This window comes from Streptomyces sp. NBC_00513 (assembly GCF_041431415.1).
In the GTDB taxonomy this organism is placed as follows: domain Bacteria; phylum Actinomycetota; class Actinomycetes; order Streptomycetales; family Streptomycetaceae; genus Streptomyces.
This window is the reverse complement of sequence record NZ_CP107845.1, coordinates 26,281-42,287: the sequence shown is the minus strand read 5'-3', so window position 1 is coordinate 42,287 and position 16,007 is coordinate 26,281. Positions and strand designations below refer to the sequence as shown.

Genomic DNA, 16,007 nt, shown 5'->3' with positions numbered 1-16,007 from the left:
CCGTGGTCAGGATCCCTGCACGTTAGGAACACACTGTGCCGCAAAGCGGTGTACTGGCCGAAGCTCAGGGCCTGCGGCGCTCGTTCGGCAGCAGAACGGTTCTCGATGACGTGTCTCTGACGCTGCACGCGGGCGAGGTGACCGGGTTCGTGGGCGCCAATGGCGCCGGCAAGACCACCACGATCCGGCTGATGCTGGGCCTCGCCCATGGCGAGGGCAGGGCACTCTTCCTTGGTCGTCCGCTGCACGCCTGGGGATCCCCCGGAAAGGTCGTGGGCGCGGTCCTCGGCGGAATTGCGGGCCACCCGAAGCATCGGGTCCGGTCGCATTTGCGGATGGTGGCCGCCGGGTGCGGCGCGTCCGACCAACGTGTCGACGAAATGCTGGAACGGGTGGGGCTCACCCAGGCCGCCCGGCTGAAACTCTCCCAGCTTTCTCTGGGAATGGCACAGCGCGTGGGAATCGCGCAGGCATTGCTCGGCGATCCGCCGGTGCTCATCCTCGACGAGCCCGCGAACGGCCTTGACCCGCACGCGATCCGCTGGCTGCGCGAGTTCCTTCGGGCCCAGGCAGCGGAGGGCAGGGCCATCATGGTGTCCAGCCATCTGCTGGGCGAGATGGAGCAGCTCGCGGACCGTGTGGCGGTGCTGTCGCATGGCCGCGTCGTGGCCGCCTCGCCGATCGCGGACCTGCTGTCCCGGGCCGGCGACCAGGCCGTGGTGACCGTACAGCACCGGACCTGCCACAGCTCGCACGCCTGGTGAAGGAGAGAGGCGGTCGGTTGGAACCGACCGGCGGGCCGAGCGCGCACATCACCGGCCTGGACCGGATCCAAGTCGCCATCCTGGCGGCGGAGGGCGGCGTGCCCCTGCACTGGCTGTCCCAGGAGATGCCCTCGCTGGAGGACTTCTACCTGTCCATCGCGGAAGAGGAGTTCAAGATCTCGTGACCGCGCCCCCGACACATATTCCGCCGACCGCCGACGTGCCCATGCCCCCGCCTTCTGGCACCCCGCGGATGACCCCGACCGACGAGGCGTTTCGCAACGCATGCCGGTATGAGTGGCGACACCTCACGGGCCTGCGCTCCACGTGGGTACTCCTCGGCGTAGTGGCAACCCTGAGCCTCCTGACCGGGCCCGGGCTCCTGTTCGACCTGGACAAGACGAGAACGATCAGCGCCGCGTCGATGGGCGACGTGCTGGCATGGGCGCCGATGGCGACTCAGCTCCCCCTGCTGTGCTTCTTCGTCCTGGTCCTCGGTACGGGCCCGGTCTCCACCGACCTGGTGCGCGGCGCGGCGCGCACGACGTGGCTGGCGGTCAACGGACGCCGGATAGCGTACGCGGCCAAGGGCACGGTCGGATTCCTGGTGGGCGCCGCAGTGGCGGCGGCCAGCGCGCTGGTGGGCGCGGTCTCGGCGGCTCTCGTCCTGGCCGTCTCTGGAGCACCGCAGCCGGCGTGGGGCGCGGTGCTGGTGCCTGTGCTGCGGTTTGTACTGTGGATGGGCTGCTGGGCACTGCTGTGCATGGCCCTGGTGGCACTGATGCGGAACAGGATCGTGCCGGTGCTGGTGCTCTGTATGTGGCCGTTGCTGGGCGAGCGGCTGGCGGGCCTGCTGCTGGGGTACGTCCCCGGACTGGATGGTGTGGCCGACTGGCTGCCCTTCGCGGCCGGCCGGGCGATGCTCACCGACGTTTCGGCGCTCGCAGGAGAGGACCGATCGTTCGCAGCAGGCATGGTGGGGTCGGACCTCTCGACCCCAGTGGCCCTGGTGGTCTTCCTGCTCTATACGGCGGCATTGACAGCGGCGGGCTACTGGGCGTACAGCCGCCGAGAGGCCACAACCGGCTGACGCCCACGCAATAGCGGGATGTGAATGAAGGACACCATGGTCTCCGTGTACGGAACTTCGCTGTCGACCACGGGAAGGCACTCGTATCGAAGTGCACCGGCCGACGGGCCTTGACCCCGGATTTTGAACACGTCTATGCGGCTTGGGTCAGGGTAGTTGCAGCTGGCTGGAGGTCGTTCTCGTAGGCGATCGGGGACCGGTGGCCGAGGCGGGAGTGCCGGCGGCGGGTGTTGTATCGGGTCAGCCAGCGGAACGCGTCGAGCCTGGCCTCGCGCTCGCTCGACCAGGCTTTGCGGCCTTTGAGCGTCTCCCTCTTGAAGGCGGCGTTGAAGCTTTCTGCGGCTGCGTTGTCGGCGCTGGATCCGATCGCGCCCATGCTCTGCCGGACCCCGGCTGACCTGCAGATTTCAGCGAAGGCCCTGCTCGAATATTGGGATCCGTGGTCCGTGTGCATGATCGCTCCGGCCAGGTTTCCACGGGTCCGCTCGGCTGCCGCCAGGGCGTCGATGACGAGCTCGGTTCGCATGTGATCGGCGATCGCCCACCCGGCCAGCCGGCGCGAGCACAAGTCGATGACGGTCGCGAGGTAGAGCGGCTTCGCGCCGCTGACCGGCAGGTATGTGATGTCGCCTACGTACTTTCTGTTCACCTCGGCCGCGGTGAAGTCACGGCCGATCAGGTCCGGCGCCTTCGACGCGGCCTGGTCCGCGACGGTGGTGCGGTGCCGGCGACGCAACCGGACTCCCTCGAGCCCTATGGTCCGCATGATCCTGGCGACCCGCTTGTGGTTGACCACCGGACCCTCCTCGTCGCGGAGTTCCGCGGTGATTCTGGGGGCTCCGTAGGGAGAAGCTCGAACGGGCCAGGCCGAGGATGTCGCAGAGCCGCTTCACGCCGTGACGGCGCTGGTGATCGTCAACGAACTGGTAGCGGTTCACCAGCGCGTCTCCGTCGCGAAATATCGGGCCGCCTTGCGGAGAATGTCCCGTTCTTCCTCCAGCTCACGGATCCTCTTGCGGGCGGCGGCCAGCTCCGCCTGAACGGCGTCGCCGGCGGCCTGCGAGGTGGCCGGCGGTGCGGAGTGGGCGACAGGTCGGCGGCCGTCGGCGGCCCGGATCCAGTTCCTCAGCGTCTCGGTGTTCACCCCGAGATCAGCGGCGACCGACTTGATCGTCGCTCCCGGCCTCGACCGGTACAACGCGACCGCGTCCGCCTTGAACTCGGCGGGGTAATGCTTCATCCCCACGGGGACTCCGTTCTCCCGGACCATCAAGATCCAAGTGTCTCCGGTGTCCAAAATCCAGGGTCAAGGCCCAATGCCGGGTAGTTAGCACATTTCCGCTGGTGGCAAGGGGTGTAGGCGTCGAGTCGGAACACGGCCAGCGGAGTCTCGTTGGTCAGGTAGTCCGGCAAGACTGCTGATCATCGAGGTGTTCCGTTGCCCGCACGCTATTGTCCTCTTTCGCCCGGCCTGACGACCATCTCGCGTGAGTTCACCGTGGCCTCGGGCCGGTTCGCCCCCGGTCATCTGGGCGGGCTGACCCAGATCGTGCCGTTCGACCTCGTCGATGCTCTCCTGGACGAAACCCGTTGCGTTCAGCGGCGGTTACGGGTTCTTCCTTCTCGGGTCGGGGTCTACTTCCTGCTCGCGATGTGTATGTTTCCCGAGGTCGGCTACCGGCTGGTCTGGAGCAAGCTGATCGCAGCTCTGACGAGCGGCGGGCTCGAGGTCGCTGATCCGACCGCGAAAGCCCTGCGCGACCTGCGTCGCCGTATCGGCACCGAACCGATGCGCCGCCTGTTCGATGTCCTGGCCGGACCACTCGCCCGACCGACGACTCCCGGGGTACGTTTCGGACCATTTCGGATGGTCTCCTTCGACGGCTGCAGCTCCATCAAGATTCCTGACACCGACCGCAACGTGGAGTGGTTCGGTCCCGGCAACCGCGGCGGACATCCAATGCTCGAGCTGATGACCCTGGCGGAGACCGGAACCCGGGCCCTGATCGGCGCGGTGTTCGGACCAACCAGCGACGGCGAGACCGCCTACGCCCGAAGGCTCCTGCACCACCTGGGCCCGGACATGCTGGTCATGTGGGACAAAGGATTCGACGCCAACGCCTTCCTCGCCTCCGTGAACGACACCGGAGCCAAGTTCCTGGGCCGGCTGCGAGCCAACCGCCGCACCCCGGTCCTCGCTCCACTCGCGGACGGCTCCTACCTCTCCGTCATCGGCGCCGTCCCCGTGCGCGTCATCGAAGCACAGATCACTGTGACCTGCGGCGACAGCTCGTTCACCGGCTCTTACCGGCTGGTCACAACGCTGACCGACGCCCGCCGCTACCCTGCCACGATCCTCGTCACTCTCTATCACCAGAGGTGGGAACACGAGTCGGCGTACTACGCCCTTCGCCACACGATCACGGACGGCCGGGTCCTGCGCTCCGGTGATCCTGTCGGAGTCGAGCAGGAGATGTGGGCCCTACTCACCCTCTACCAGGCACTTCGAACCGTGATGGTCGAGGCCGCCGAGTCCCGGCCGGGCACCGACCCGGACCGCTGCGGCTTCACCATAGCCATCCAGACTGCCCGTGACCTCGTCGTCCAGGCGGCCGAGATCGTTTCCCCAATCGCCGGCACGGCTGGCGTCATTGCCAACCGTGTCCTTGCAGGACTCCTCCCGCACCGGCGCCCCAGCATCAGCACCCGAAAAGTCAGGTCGTCGATCTCCCGGTACGCCGAACGCCAGGACGACGGCCGGCCAGACACCAGCCTCCCGGTCACCGGCCTCGACGTCACCATCCTCGAACCCGAACCCGACCTGCCCACCGTCTCCCACGACGACCGGCACATCCCGCCCACCGACCGACGCCGACAGCGCGTCCTGGACCTCCTTGACGCCGACCCCGACCGCCACTGGCACACCCGCGAACTCGCCCGACACCTCGGCGACATCACCCTCAGCACCATGTATCGCCAACTCGACAGATGGGCCGCACACGGACTCATCGACAAGACCGGACCAGCCATCTACAGCAGCCCACGAAGCCACCCAACACCACTGCCACCAGCGGAAATGCGCTAACTACCCGGCATTGGGTCAAGGCCCGCCGCCATCTCCACCCACTGCCTGGACATCAGCGAGCCGAAGACCGTGATCGGCCTGCTGGCGGACTACCGCCTCTACACCGCCCGGTGGGACCTGGCCGACCACCCCGCCCGGCCCCGCCCACCCACTCCCGCGCCCGACCCGGACCGGCAACCCCCGGCCGACCCCGGCGAGCCGGCTGCGCTCCGGCCACCGAGCCAGGACGCGGGGGAGTGGGAGATCCCCCGCATCCCGCTCCAGTACGACCGGGCCGTCCTCGCCGGTGCGGTGGTGCGGGAGAAGCTGCGCACCACCACAACCGCCGCCGTGCGGGGCCGGGCGTACGACGTCGTCGCCCACCAGCAGGCGGCGATGCCCGAGCAGCTGCTCGCGCCCCCGGCCGCCGAAGCCGAGCACGACGACCAGGAGCCGGAGCCCGGCCGCCAGGAGGCGATCGGCATGACGGCCGTGCGGGCCCTGCGGGAGTCCCGTACGGATGTGGAAGCCCTCGATCTCACGGCCGACCGACTGCGCCTTATCCAGGAGACGGCCGCCAAGATGGCCGCCGAATCCCGGCTCCGCGCGGATCGCCACACCGGCCAGCACGACACCGACGTAGTGCGCCCGGTGCGCCCGGACGACCAGCAGGCGCACCGCCCGCAGGGGCCCGGACCGCACCGCGGCCGCGAGGCCGGCCACTGAGTGGACCCGATGGTGCGCACCCGGTGCGGTGGTGCGCACCGACGGTGCGGTGCACCCCATTCCACCGAGTGGAGGCCACCGCACCGGAGTGGAGACCACCGTGCGGCATCCATTCCACCGAGTGGAGCCCACCGGCCCGGGAGTGGACGCCACCGGCCCGGCTCCACTCCACCGAGTGGAGCCCACCCGGTGGGAGTGGACGCCAGCGCCCGGGACGATGGCGTCCATCCACCCGATGTGCACCCGCCGCATTTCCCCTTGACCTGGGTCCGTGTCAAGGAGGAATGCGCCCGCCTTCAGGCGGTCCACTCCGCCGCACCGACCCACCGGGATGCGCACCACCCCGGGTGCGCTGGCTGCCTTGGTGCGCACCGCCCACCGAGTGGATGCGCACCGGATGGACGGTGGTGCGCATCGTGCGCGTGGCTACGGACGCATGGACTTCAGGGTGCGTGCCCACTTCAGGTGTTCGTCGCGCATGGTCTCCAGGGTGGCGCGGGTGTCTCCGTGGTCGTCGGGATCGGGGATGACGTTCTCGACGAAGCGGATGATGCTGCGGGCGATGCCCAGCACGGCGGTAGTAGGGGAGTCGCGCGTCCAGTCCCGTAGGGCGGACAGCAGGATGCATCCGACCTCGTCCAGGGCAAAGGAGTCCGAGTGCGGCTCCCCGTCGCCCAGGACCCCCGTGACGGGGAAGACGATGTTCTCAGCGAGCCGCAGCAACAGGAAGGCCAGCTCGGGAGTAGCCGACGTGCGTCCGGAGGCGTGGTTCCCGCCGCCCATCTGCAGAGCGAGAAGGTAGTCGAAGGCGCGGTCGACCTCTCCCGGGGTGAGCGGGGTGCGAGGCGGGATCAGGTACGGCATGGAGGTCTCCTCAACTGGGTGACGTCGCTCGGATTACGACGACTCCCAGCAGCCTCGGACGATCACCCTGTGGACAGAGGCCAGAGAAATCTCCCCCTCCGCCGGCTGGGGAAGCGGATCACCAACCCGGCGGGGTCGACGAACAGCTACCGCGGCGACGTGCTGCGCGTGCTCGGAGCGTTGAAGGTGGAGACGGCTGATCAGATCCAGCGGATCGGCGCTCCGCACCTGACCTTCCGGCACGCCGACAAGGAGACCCCCTCGAAGCAGAAGCAGGCCCGCACCGCCTCGCACTCCGGCGCGCTCTCCGACATGCGCAAGCACGGCCTGTCCGAGAACGGCGGCTCCGCAGAGACGGGCGACTCGCTGCGGAACCTGACCCCCAAGGGCCTGGAGGCCGCCTCCTACGAGCTGCGGCGCCCGGCGGGGGAGATGGGCTCCACCGCGCGCGGCGCGGGCTCCAGCGGGGCCTCCCACCCGATGGCCGTCAACGAGACGGTGATCGCACTGCTGCGCCCGAAGCCGACATGGCCAAGCTCGCCGACGACCTGCCACACGTCCAGGCCGCCGCCCAGGCCGCCGTCGACTCACCGGACGGGATCGGCACCATCGCCTCGTACTGGACCGAGGTCCCGCTGCCCGCCACTGGGACGTGGAACGCGCCCGGCAAGGGCGGCGCCCAGGCCGACCTGGTCCTCACCGCCCCGCAGGACCAGGTGCCGCCGCTGTTCATCGAGGTCGACAACTGCCACGAGACCGCTGAGGAGCTCGCTGCCAAGCTGGACTTCACGGCTCCTGACCTCGCCCCGCAGCACTGGCTTATCGCCGCAGTTCCCTCCCGCACGGCATAGGGCGCGACCGCGTGACGGGGCTCTTCGGGCCGCCTGCCCGTGCGGCAGGCGGCCCGAAGGAGCCCTTGCCCTGCGCCACACCACCGCACCGGCGGTGGCGCTACCAGACATGCCTGCCGTCGGGAGCTACAGCCAGTACACGTACCGGTTGTCGTACTCGCCGCCCTCGCAGACCTCGCGCTGGGTGCCGGGGTCGGTGGCCACGAAGCCGCCGCCCGCTTCGCACTGCCAGAACGCGACCGGCGGCCCCGAGGGGAAGGCCACCGGGGCGGCGGCCGCCCGGGCGGCGGTGGGGGCGAGGGCGCAGGCGGCCAGGGCGAGCGCGGCGGTGGCGAGTGCTCGGGTGATGCGGTGCACGGGGGTTTCTCCTCCGATCGGTTGGCGCTGCCGACGGAAGGAGCACCGGGGCGGGGTCCCGGCGGCCGGTAGCCGGTTGGCTTCAGATGGCGGCCCGGCCTGCGGGCTCGCGACGGGCCGGGGCGGGCCGTCTTCGGGCCTGCTCCGGTGGCATGTCCGGCGCCTACTGCACGCCGAGGATGATGCCGCTGGCTGCGGCCTGCGCGTCCGGGTTGCTCAGGAACTCGTGGACGCTGTGGACGAACTCCTTGCGGCTGAGCGCGCCGTCGCTGTCCGTGTCGAGCTGGTCGAATGCATCCCATGCGACGGGAGGGGTGAAATTCCAGACACCGGCGAGGTACTCGAAATCGGCCATGCTCACCTCGTTGACGCGCTTGCTGTCCACGATCTCTGGACGCGGCCTGTCAGGCGGTCGATGACCTGGCGCGTGCCACCGAGGAGGCCTTTCGTTCACACCCGGACGCGGCGATCATGCTGAGTTTTCCGGGGATCGGGCCCCAGGTCGGTGCTCGCATTCTGGGCGAGATCGGCGACGACAGGAGCCGGTTCGCCACGGCTGGAGGGCTGAAGGCGTACGCGGGCTCGGCCCCGATCACGCGGGCCTCCGGCAAACGCCGCTACGTCGGACGCCGGTTCGTCAAGAACAACCGGCTCAACCACGTCGGCCACCTGTGGGCCTTCGCCTCCATCAGCGGTTCAACCGGCGCGGACGCCCACTACCGGCGCCGCCGGGCAGGAGGAGACTGGCACATGCAGGCCCTCCGGCACCTGTTCAACGCATGCTCGGCCAACTCCACCACTGCCTTCAGGCACGAGTTCCCTTCGACGAATCCATCGCCTTCCCCACCGCTTGTGCTGGACAGGCGGACTGAGCAGGGGAACCTGGTCGTGATTGATGCTGTCGGTGGGATACAACGGTTGGTATGACGGTCTTCTACTGTGCGAAGTGCGGTGCCGAACTCACCCCGGACCTGCAGGAGCTTCAGGGCGTCCCGGACATCTCGCTGCATGACAAAGACCGGCACGGCAAGACGCCGCTTGCGCCTTCGACAGTCCCGCGAGGCAGCTACGCCATTGATCCCGAACCCTGGGGCGCCCCTTTCGTGGCTTCAGGCGCCCAGGCGGCGTGTGCACTTGTGAGCCGGGCTCTTCTCATGCCGCCCGGCATGACCGACATGGTGCCCGCCGGCCCCCGGGACTCTGTCGTCGTGCACCCGGAGGACGCGCCGAGCCTGCAGCTGGCCAGCTCTTTGGGTATGCACCACGGTTGCTGCGGACCTCTTGGAACTGGAGGCCCCAACATGACGTGTGTGTGCGGGGCGGCCGTGGGAACTCTTGCTGCGGACTGTATGGGTCCGCACGAGCTACATCTGGATCCGCTGCGGACGTACGCCTTCACGCCCGGCACATCCCTGTGATCATGAACCATTTGACGCTGCCAGACCGGTGTCCCTGCCGGGCATCTTGACTCCTTAGCTGCATGAGGTGCCTTTGTCCGCGATAGCCGGAGGAAGAGGTCTGTCCCGTGTCCGGGGGCTGGCAGTGCTGCACGGGTACATGTACCGGTATGGCTCGTGAACGGATCCGGTGGCCCCTCGTTGTGGACCGCTCCTGAAGGTCAGGCTCAGGCAGGTGATGTACCGCCGGCTGTCCGCGCAGCTGATCCAGGCTCGCCGCGAGGGCTGCTTCCTCGACCTGATCGACATGGTCTGAGCCGTCCACGTCCTACCGGCACGGGCCGAGCTCGGACGCCTTCGTGTACGAGATGCCCGGCTGGCTCCGCCTCGACCGCACCAAGTCAGGAGCACGCCCTGTACGTCGCAGCCGAGAAAGACACCCTCCGACAGCAGCTGGCCCCCTGGCTCGAGTTCGCGGGCATCCCCGTGCTCGTTGGCCGCGGCTTCGCATGATGGAACGGTGAGTCCCGCATGCGGGACTCACCGTTTTGGAAGAGCGAGCTCGGGGGGCTGCTACTGGAGGCCGCTGGCAATGGGGACCACGGCGGCGGCGGGTCCACTGCCCTGAACTGGATGCCCTCACCGGCCACGTCCGCTTCTTCAGCAAGATGCTCACCGAGCGCCAGGGCGAACGGCTGCCGCAGTGGCTCGATGCCGTCCGACAAGATGACCTCCCCGGCCTCCATATCCTCGCCGCAGGCATCGACCGCGACCGCGATGCAGTCATCGCCGGCCTCACCCTGCCCTGGAGCTCAGGCGTCGTCGAAGGCCACGTCAACCGGATCAAGATGCTCAAACGCCAGATGTTCGGCCGAGCCGGCTTCGATCTCCTCCGCAAGCGTGTCCTGCTCTACTCATAGGACATCGCCTTGCGATGGCTTCCAAGCACTTTGCGGGGCAGACCAGGCTCAGGCCGCCATGAAGCGGCCCAGATCGCGTGACTTGCACTGAAGGGCGGCTGCCCAAGCCCCCTCAGAGGAAACCGAGGCCGCCGGGACCTGAACATCCTTGAGACCGCCGTTGCCTGCTGGCTGCCAGTTCACCTCGATGCCTGCCCTCTCCGCCAGGACCAGCACCGTGGCGACGAAGCCCTCGGACAGGGCAGCCATGACTGCGTGACTCGCTCTCCGGTGCCACGCAAGCAGGGCGTCGACGAACTCTTTGAACGCAATGGGGTCGATCTGACACTCGTCAGCTTGCATGGGTCCGATACCGGACGGCATCCCCAGTTCGGCTTCGTACACGCGCACCTGGCTCATGAACAGCCGGGAGGCCCCGTCGGACGGGTTCCACAGGGTCTCGTCGCCCATGTCGTAGTACTGGCTCAATGCAGCCCCTCCCTGTTGGTCATACCGACCGGCGTCGCAAGCACATGAGATTACGGTCAGTCAGCCCTCCACGGAAAGTGAGCCAGAATCCCAGAGGATGACGTCGCCCAGCGGCGATGAGGATCGTTGAAAACTGGGTCTGCCCGCAGTTCCGTGAGAGATCTTGGAGCGCCTTGCCCTGGCAACAGGGGCGAGTAGAAAGTCTCGGCCTCCGCCTCTCCGCGCCGCTACTGTGCTGCTGGTAGATCGTCGTGACCAACGAAAGGAGCTGAGTTGTGCTGACCACCACGCACCCGCCGTAGGTGCCTCTGGAAAGCCCAGAGGGCCCTACGGAGGCTCTCAATGTCCCGAACTGTCCGCACGACTCCCAGGCGACTCCGAGTCCAAGAGGGCGCATCGGAGTCCATGTCGCTGTACGACCTGCGCTATGCAAATGCTGAACTGGCCCGAGCCGCCCGCGAAGGCCGTCGCCCCGCCCCGGCGAAGACGCTGCGCCAGCTCACCTCTTGGCAATGGATGGTGCTTTATTGCAGGAAGGGCTCGTTTTCCGCCGAGATCGCTACGGCAGAGGGCCGCGCCCGGCTGCAGGGTCGACTCGACGCCCAGCGGATCCGCGGACTGCACCGTGCTGGCCACGAACTTGACGACGCAGCCATGCCGCCGGTCCGCCACCGTCATGGTGTGCTCTGGAACGCCTGGTAGAGGCGAAGCACCCAGGACTGACCGACACTCGCGAGCATAGGAAGTGCGCACCGGTGACGGCCCTCCGGGCCGGGGGCCGTCAAGCGGGAGCTTGCACGGTCAGCTGGCTTGGGCGTGTCCTTCGGCTCGGGCTCGGGTGCTGGCGAGGCGGTATGAATCGGTGCCGGTCTCGATTGTCCGCACCGGCCAGGTCGCCATCCTTGCCGTAGAAGAGGTCCTTGTTCGCGCTGTTCCAGTTCTCCACCATCTGCAACCCCTCGTGGATCTCCTGCCGCATCTCGACGTCGGCCAGGTAGTCGCAGACAAACGAGGTCCTCACCGCCCGGCCCAAACGGTCCAGGTCGCCGGCGAGCGCAGAGTCGCGCAAGGTGTGGTGCTCGTGGGCGAGGTCGGGCGTGTGGTCGGTGGGCACGATGTCCTCGGATTCCCCCGGCGCGCGGCCGGGTCAGCAGTCGTCCGGCCCGCACGCGGACGTGCGTACGGGCTGTACCGCAGGCCCCCGGGTAGACGTGCTCCGCGATGAGAGGGGGATGGCGGGGCCCCGACACGTGTGCGTGACGTGTGGGTACGGGGGTGGTGGACTTCCTATGGTGGCTGGCATGGATCACTACGCGGGGCGGCGGCGCGGCTGCCGGAACCTCACCGATGTCCAGGACGAGTTGGCGCGGCGCTTGGAGGCGCAGGCGGGCCGGCTGCGTGCGGAGGCCGGCCGCGGCGGCGGGGACGGGCTGTCGGTGGTGGAGGCGGTGGCCCTGGCGGCGGTCCAGCTCGGCCTCAAACGCCGGCGCCGACCGCGTGAGCCGGCCGCAACCGGCGGCGCGCCACGGCGGTGTCAGTGTCAGGGCCACCCCGGCGGCCGGGGCCGTGCCGATCGATCGGCCGCCGATCGGGAACCGATGCCGGCCTGCGGGTTGCGATCAATCCGATGAGCGCCGCCCACCCCTGGACGGGAGAAGCGCGCCGACGGCTGGCTCGGCTGAGGCTAGGGTTTTGATCAGTCCGCGCCGACATGGGTGCGCGGGTCAGGACCGGTGCCCAGAGCGCTCTGGGGCAGTACGACCGGACCGCACCTCGGCCCCGACACACCGGCACGGTGTGTCGGGGCCGCGTCGTGAGTGGCCGGGCGGGCGCCTGCCAAACAGACGTCCGCCCGGCGGGGATGTGCGCTCCCAGCCAAGGCGCCCGGGGCCATGACCAACACCCCGGACGTCCATCTTCCACGCCACGCCCGCAGGCCGGGGTCTGCGCTGCCTGCCCGTACACCTGATCCGCAGCCCATTCAAGAGTTCTGGGCGAACTCCGCAGCGCTCTGACCTGCTGCGATGTTCGCCGAGAACTCTTGAATGGGCCGCCGTTGACGGTCATGGTGCTGACGGACGCCGGGGGTTGCGGCGCTAACCCCCGCCTCCCGCACTCTGCTGTCCGACCGCCTCCCCGCGACACAAGGGTCGCGGATCCTCCACGTTCCACCCCACCGCATGCCGACTCCGGCATGCCCAACGAAGGGAACTGCCCCCGTGTCCTCGCTCGCCCTGGCCGTCGTGCTGCTCCTGGTCCTCGTGACGCTGCTCTTGGGCGGCGTCGTCTACGTGCTCCACCGTCACCCGGCCGCCACCGCGCCCGTGATGGGCGGCGGCCGGCCGATATCGTCCAGAGCGTCTGGGCAAGCCGTCCTGGCCGGGGGGCTGCCGGGTGGGTGCCGATGCGCAGGAGGGTTGCACCGGAAGGGGGCTGGAGGGGTGGCTGCAGGGGTGCACTAGGCGGGGGACCGCAGGTGTGACCGGAAGTGGGACCCCCCGAATCCGGTGATCTTCCATTCGTGCAGGTCAGAACGCGTGGGCAAGCCCCCTTCGGAAAACGACACCTCTTACCTCGCGATAGCCGAGGGGAGGTCTATCCGTACCCCGGGGGCTGGCGGCCGCGAGCAGGGGTACAAGTACCGGTATGGCTCGTGAACGGATCCGGTGGCCCCTTGTCATGGACCGCGCTCGGGAGATCGTGAACGGGTATGCGCCGCTGCAAGCCACGCTCAGGGCATACGGGGGCGCGGTCCCCATCACCCGGGCCTCCGGCAAACGCCACTACGTCGGGCGCCGGTTCGTCAAGAACAACCGGCTCAACCACGTCGGCCACCTCTGGGCCTTCTCCTCCCTCGGCGGATCGGCCAGCGCCGAGTGCCCACTACCGGCGCCGACGGACCGGCGGGGACTGGCACATGCAAGCCCTGCCACACCTCTTCAACCGGATGCTCGGACAGCTGCATCGCTGCCTCCAGGCCCGGATCCCCTTCGACGGATCCATCGCCTTCCCGACGCCCACTGACCCCGTCGTCTTGACGGCTTAACTCCATGAGGTGTCTTTCCACGCGATAGCCGTGGGGAAGAGGTCAGTTTCGATCGAGGGGCCGGCGGCGGGGCGATGGGTACGAGTACCGGTATGACGCGGCTGGGTGAACCTCAGCTGGGCGGCGCTGTTTTCGATTCCCCGGCGGCGTCCACTCGATACCGGCCTCGCAACCCGTTCGGTGCAACTTCTTCAGCAGCATGAGGGATCGGGTGGGCCATTCGTGTTGTGTGGCCCCTGGAATTGTCTGTGGCTCGCTCTACGTTCCGGGCCATGACGGATTGGATCGAGCCCTGTGCTCGTGAAACAGAACCGGCGTACTCCTCTGAGCAGGTGGAGCTTGGCCGGAAGCTCGTAACTCGTGATGATCTCCTGACGAACGAGAAGCAACGGACGCGCCTGGAGATCGGAGATCTCCTGCTTGAAGTCGCGCCGGTGGACAACGGCGAGCCCTCCATCGACTCCCGCGAGTTGATCAGGGCGTTCGCAGCAGACATCGGCATGACTGCCGGGATGGCCCGTGAATACCGGTGCGTGTCCGCAGGATGTGACAGTGCGCTCAGGCAGGTGCTGGCCGAGTCCGCTGTCACGGTGTCCTACTCGGTCGTCCGCGAGGCTGCGCTGGGGTTCTCCCTGCCGAAGGAGACCCCGGAGGCTGAGACGGCTCCGGCGAAGGCTGACCGTGAGCGCCAACGCCAGGACCGCTGGGAGATCCTGCTGCGAATGCTTCAGGAGCCCGGCCGCCGCCGTGTGACGGCGCAGGAGTTCCGCGCAGCGATCGGCGCGCGGCCGATTCCGAACTCGGCCTCCGCGATGACTGCCGAGAAGATCGTGGAACAGCTCGCCCGCCCCGACGTCAGGTCCGCGGTAATGGCGAGCGTGATGGAGCCGACGTTCCTCGTAGAGGCGTTCGCGGCCGATCCGATGGCGGAGCTGAAGATCCGCGACAGCCTCGCTCAGGTCACCCAGGTGACAGGCAGCAGCAAAAGCACATCCCTCCCCGAGGAGACCGACGACCGGCTGGTCCTGCAGTTCCGGCGCCGGGTGAACCTGCTCTACGGCCTTGTCGAGATGCACCCCGAGCAGATCATCAACATCGCCGACGAAGCCATGCTCAACGACCTGGAGAAGGCGTGCGAGGGCGTGGTGCACTGGGCGCAGCGGCTGCACTCGGTCCGCGCCGGCGGAAAGGCGGGTGTGCGGTGACCGCCTCGCGCTTCACATCCGTGTCTGCTGCGACCCGGCAGTGGATCACGGACAACTATGGCCCACTGTTCGCCCGGCACGGTGACAAGAACCGGCGGACCGGAGAGTTCATGGAGATCATGATCGAAGGGGTTCAGGCGGGCGAGTTGTCGACGATCGAGTTCTTCAAGATCGGCTTCGGCCCCGTCGTGGGTGCACTGGACCACGACCTGATGCTTCGCTTCGCGCACAGCGGCACGGAATCGCCGCCGGCAGAGTCGGGGAAGGAGGGCGGTACGACACCACCGATCCCTGGTCTTGGAAACGGCGAGGTATCCCCCGGGTCCGCTCCCGGCGGATGCGGCACAGGGCTCGACGGGGGGATCACCATCCCCGGGCAGCGCTCCTTCCTGCCCGCCGACCTGGTGCACGCCCGCATCGTGGAGGTGTCCAAGCAACTCCTCGCCATCAAGGGAAATCAGAAGCACCTGCGCGAGCAGGAGAAGGACAGTCGGGCGTTCCGCAAGCTCCTCGACGGCCAGTACGCGGAGTTGGAAGACCAGCTCCGTTCCCTGCGACGGGCACAGGAGCACATGAAGAAGAACCCGGAGATCGGACTGGACGCGCTGGCTGCCCTGGGGATCGGTGCTGCGGAACTCGGCATGAGCGATGCCGACCTGGCGGTGCTGGTGGGAGCGGTATGAACGGCCTGTCGTACTCCTCGACCCAATGGCACGACTACTGGAAATCCATGGTGGCCGTGACCAGGCGTGAACAGCGGCGCGGAAGCCACATCGCCGATGTGATCGCGGCCGACGGATGTGTGGTGGAGATCCAGCACGCGAGCATGTCTCCGACGAAGATCATGGGACGTGAACTGGACCACGGCCACATGGTGTGGATCTGGGACGGCCGCTCCGCCTACGCCTCCGGCGCTCTCTCACTGACCGCCTTCGCGGGTGGCATTGTGAGCTTCCGGTGGAAGAACCAGCGCCGCAACCTCCGTACGTGCCGGCGCCCATGTTTCCTGGACCTTTGGACGCTGGGGGAGTCAGGGGAACGGGTGCTGCTGAAGGTCGACATCCTCAATGAGGACGGAACGGGTTCGGGTCAGTTGGTCGCCCACGACACCATGCGGCTGTGGATCGTCTCCGGCCTCCCACGCCGTCCCCTTGCCGAGCTTCGTGAAGGTTGCGGCATCCCGTCGGTGAAGCTCGCCGCAGCAGTCGCTTAGTACCATCCACCAGATCGGGCCCGGACCAAGACGTCCGTGGCC

General features: G+C 68.1%; 17 protein-coding genes and 4 pseudogenes. 15 read left to right on the top strand and 6 right to left on the bottom strand.

Annotation, left to right across the window (positions count from 1 at the left end; translation table 11 throughout):
• The first annotated feature begins 35 nt into the window (after positions 1-35).
• From OHA84_RS00215 to OHA84_RS00205, 3 genes are all read left to right on the top strand, one after another.
• Entirely contained in the window at positions 36-764 is a 729-nt protein-coding gene (locus OHA84_RS00215) for an ABC transporter ATP-binding protein (protein ID WP_266975851.1), read from the top strand.
• 17 nt (positions 765-781) lie between these two features.
• Positions 782-949 carry a hypothetical protein gene (locus OHA84_RS00210; protein ID WP_266975849.1) on the top strand — a complete coding sequence of 56 codons (168 nt, stop codon included), beginning with the start codon at positions 782-784 and terminating at the stop codon, positions 947-949.
• Between the two features lie 161 nt (positions 950-1,110).
• Complete coding sequence (locus tag OHA84_RS00205) at positions 1,111-1,854, top strand: hypothetical protein (protein WP_266975847.1); 744 nt, start codon at positions 1,111-1,113, stop codon at positions 1,852-1,854.
• Between the two features lie 133 nt (positions 1,855-1,987).
• Here OHA84_RS00205 and OHA84_RS00200 read toward each other — a convergent pair.
• Positions 1,988-3,100, bottom strand: a pseudogene (locus OHA84_RS00200) (IS3 family transposase).
• 252 nt (positions 3,101-3,352) lie between these two features.
• Here OHA84_RS00200 and OHA84_RS00195 point away from each other — a divergent pair.
• Both OHA84_RS00195 and OHA84_RS00190 read left to right on the top strand, forming a co-directional pair.
• Positions 3,353-4,939 (top strand): IS4 family transposase, encoded by a 1,587-nt coding sequence (locus tag OHA84_RS00195; protein ID WP_266976091.1) that lies wholly within the window; start codon positions 3,353-3,355, stop codon positions 4,937-4,939.
• Positions 4,940-5,008: 69 nt separating this feature from the next.
• On the top strand, positions 5,009-5,644 hold the full coding sequence (locus tag OHA84_RS00190; RefSeq protein ID WP_266975845.1) for a hypothetical protein: 636 nt from the start codon (positions 5,009-5,011) through the stop codon (positions 5,642-5,644).
• A gap of 426 nt (positions 5,645-6,070) precedes the next feature.
• On the opposite strand, the gene OHA84_RS00185 is transcribed toward OHA84_RS00190, so the two are convergent.
• Positions 6,071-6,508: a hypothetical protein gene (locus OHA84_RS00185; protein ID WP_266975843.1), complete on the bottom strand. Its 438-nt coding sequence runs from the start codon at positions 6,506-6,508 to the stop codon at positions 6,071-6,073.
• A 527-nt stretch (positions 6,509-7,035) separates the two neighbouring features.
• Between OHA84_RS00185 and OHA84_RS00180 the strand changes: the two genes are divergently transcribed.
• The gene (locus OHA84_RS00180) at positions 7,036-7,359 is read left to right on the top strand and encodes a hypothetical protein (protein WP_266975841.1); all 324 of its coding nucleotides are present in this window, start codon (positions 7,036-7,038) and stop codon (positions 7,357-7,359) included.
• A 126-nt stretch (positions 7,360-7,485) separates the two neighbouring features.
• Here OHA84_RS00180 and OHA84_RS00175 read toward each other — a convergent pair whose 3' ends face one another.
• On the bottom strand, positions 7,486-7,716 hold the full coding sequence (locus OHA84_RS00175) for a hypothetical protein (RefSeq protein ID WP_266975839.1): 231 nt from the start codon (positions 7,714-7,716) through the stop codon (positions 7,486-7,488).
• A 163-nt stretch (positions 7,717-7,879) separates the two neighbouring features.
• A complete protein-coding gene (locus OHA84_RS00170; protein WP_266975837.1) occupies positions 7,880-8,101 on the bottom strand; it encodes an EF-hand domain-containing protein in 222 nt (73 codons plus the stop codon).
• On the opposite strand from OHA84_RS00170, the pseudogene OHA84_RS00165 reads away from it, so the two are divergent.
• The 3 genes and pseudogenes from OHA84_RS00165 to OHA84_RS00155 form a co-directional block, all read left to right on the top strand.
• Positions 8,101-8,588 (top strand): annotated as a pseudogene (locus OHA84_RS00165) (transposase); the annotation flags it as partial. The gene OHA84_RS00170 and the pseudogene OHA84_RS00165 sit on opposite strands and share 1 nt — an antisense overlap.
• A gap of 715 nt (positions 8,589-9,303) precedes the next feature.
• Entirely contained in the window at positions 9,304-9,429 is a 126-nt protein-coding gene (locus tag OHA84_RS00160) for a hypothetical protein (protein WP_266975835.1), read from the top strand.
• 304 nt (positions 9,430-9,733) lie between these two features.
• Positions 9,734-10,033, top strand: a pseudogene (locus tag OHA84_RS00155) (transposase); the annotation flags it as partial.
• Positions 10,034-10,081: 48 nt separating this feature from the next.
• Here the strand turns inward: OHA84_RS00155 and OHA84_RS00150 are convergent.
• On the bottom strand, positions 10,082-10,501 hold the full coding sequence (locus tag OHA84_RS00150; protein ID WP_266975833.1) for a DUF6086 family protein: 420 nt from the start codon (positions 10,499-10,501) through the stop codon (positions 10,082-10,084).
• A gap of 405 nt (positions 10,502-10,906) precedes the next feature.
• Between OHA84_RS00150 and OHA84_RS00145 the strand changes: the two genes are divergently transcribed.
• Entirely contained in the window at positions 10,907-11,203 is a 297-nt protein-coding gene (locus OHA84_RS00145) for a hypothetical protein (protein WP_266975831.1), read from the top strand.
• 79 nt (positions 11,204-11,282) lie between these two features.
• Here OHA84_RS00145 and OHA84_RS00140 read toward each other — a convergent pair whose 3' ends face one another.
• A complete protein-coding gene (locus OHA84_RS00140; protein WP_371591278.1) occupies positions 11,283-11,615 on the bottom strand; it encodes a Tn3 family transposase in 333 nt (110 codons plus the stop codon).
• Positions 11,616-11,802: 187 nt separating this feature from the next.
• On the opposite strand from OHA84_RS00140, the gene OHA84_RS00135 reads away from it, so the two are divergent.
• From OHA84_RS00135 to OHA84_RS00115, 5 genes and pseudogenes are all read left to right on the top strand, one after another.
• Positions 11,803-12,132, top strand: a complete 330-nt coding sequence (locus tag OHA84_RS00135; RefSeq protein ID WP_266975829.1) for a hypothetical protein — start codon at positions 11,803-11,805, stop codon at positions 12,130-12,132.
• Between the two features lie 1,099 nt (positions 12,133-13,231).
• Positions 13,232-13,547, top strand: a pseudogene (locus OHA84_RS00130) (IS110 family transposase); the annotation flags it as partial.
• A gap of 272 nt (positions 13,548-13,819) precedes the next feature.
• Positions 13,820-14,752, top strand: a complete 933-nt coding sequence (locus tag OHA84_RS00125; protein ID WP_266975827.1) for a hypothetical protein — start codon at positions 13,820-13,822, stop codon at positions 14,750-14,752.
• Between the two features lie 20 nt (positions 14,753-14,772).
• Positions 14,773-15,435 carry a hypothetical protein gene (locus OHA84_RS00120; RefSeq protein ID WP_266975825.1) on the top strand — a complete coding sequence of 221 codons (663 nt, stop codon included), beginning with the start codon at positions 14,773-14,775 and terminating at the stop codon, positions 15,433-15,435.
• Positions 15,432-15,965, top strand: coding sequence for a hypothetical protein (locus OHA84_RS00115; RefSeq protein WP_266975823.1), 534 nt, complete (start codon positions 15,432-15,434; stop codon positions 15,963-15,965). The genes OHA84_RS00120 and OHA84_RS00115 overlap by 4 nt, the downstream gene beginning before the upstream one ends.
• The last annotated feature ends 42 nt before the right edge of the window (positions 15,966-16,007 follow it).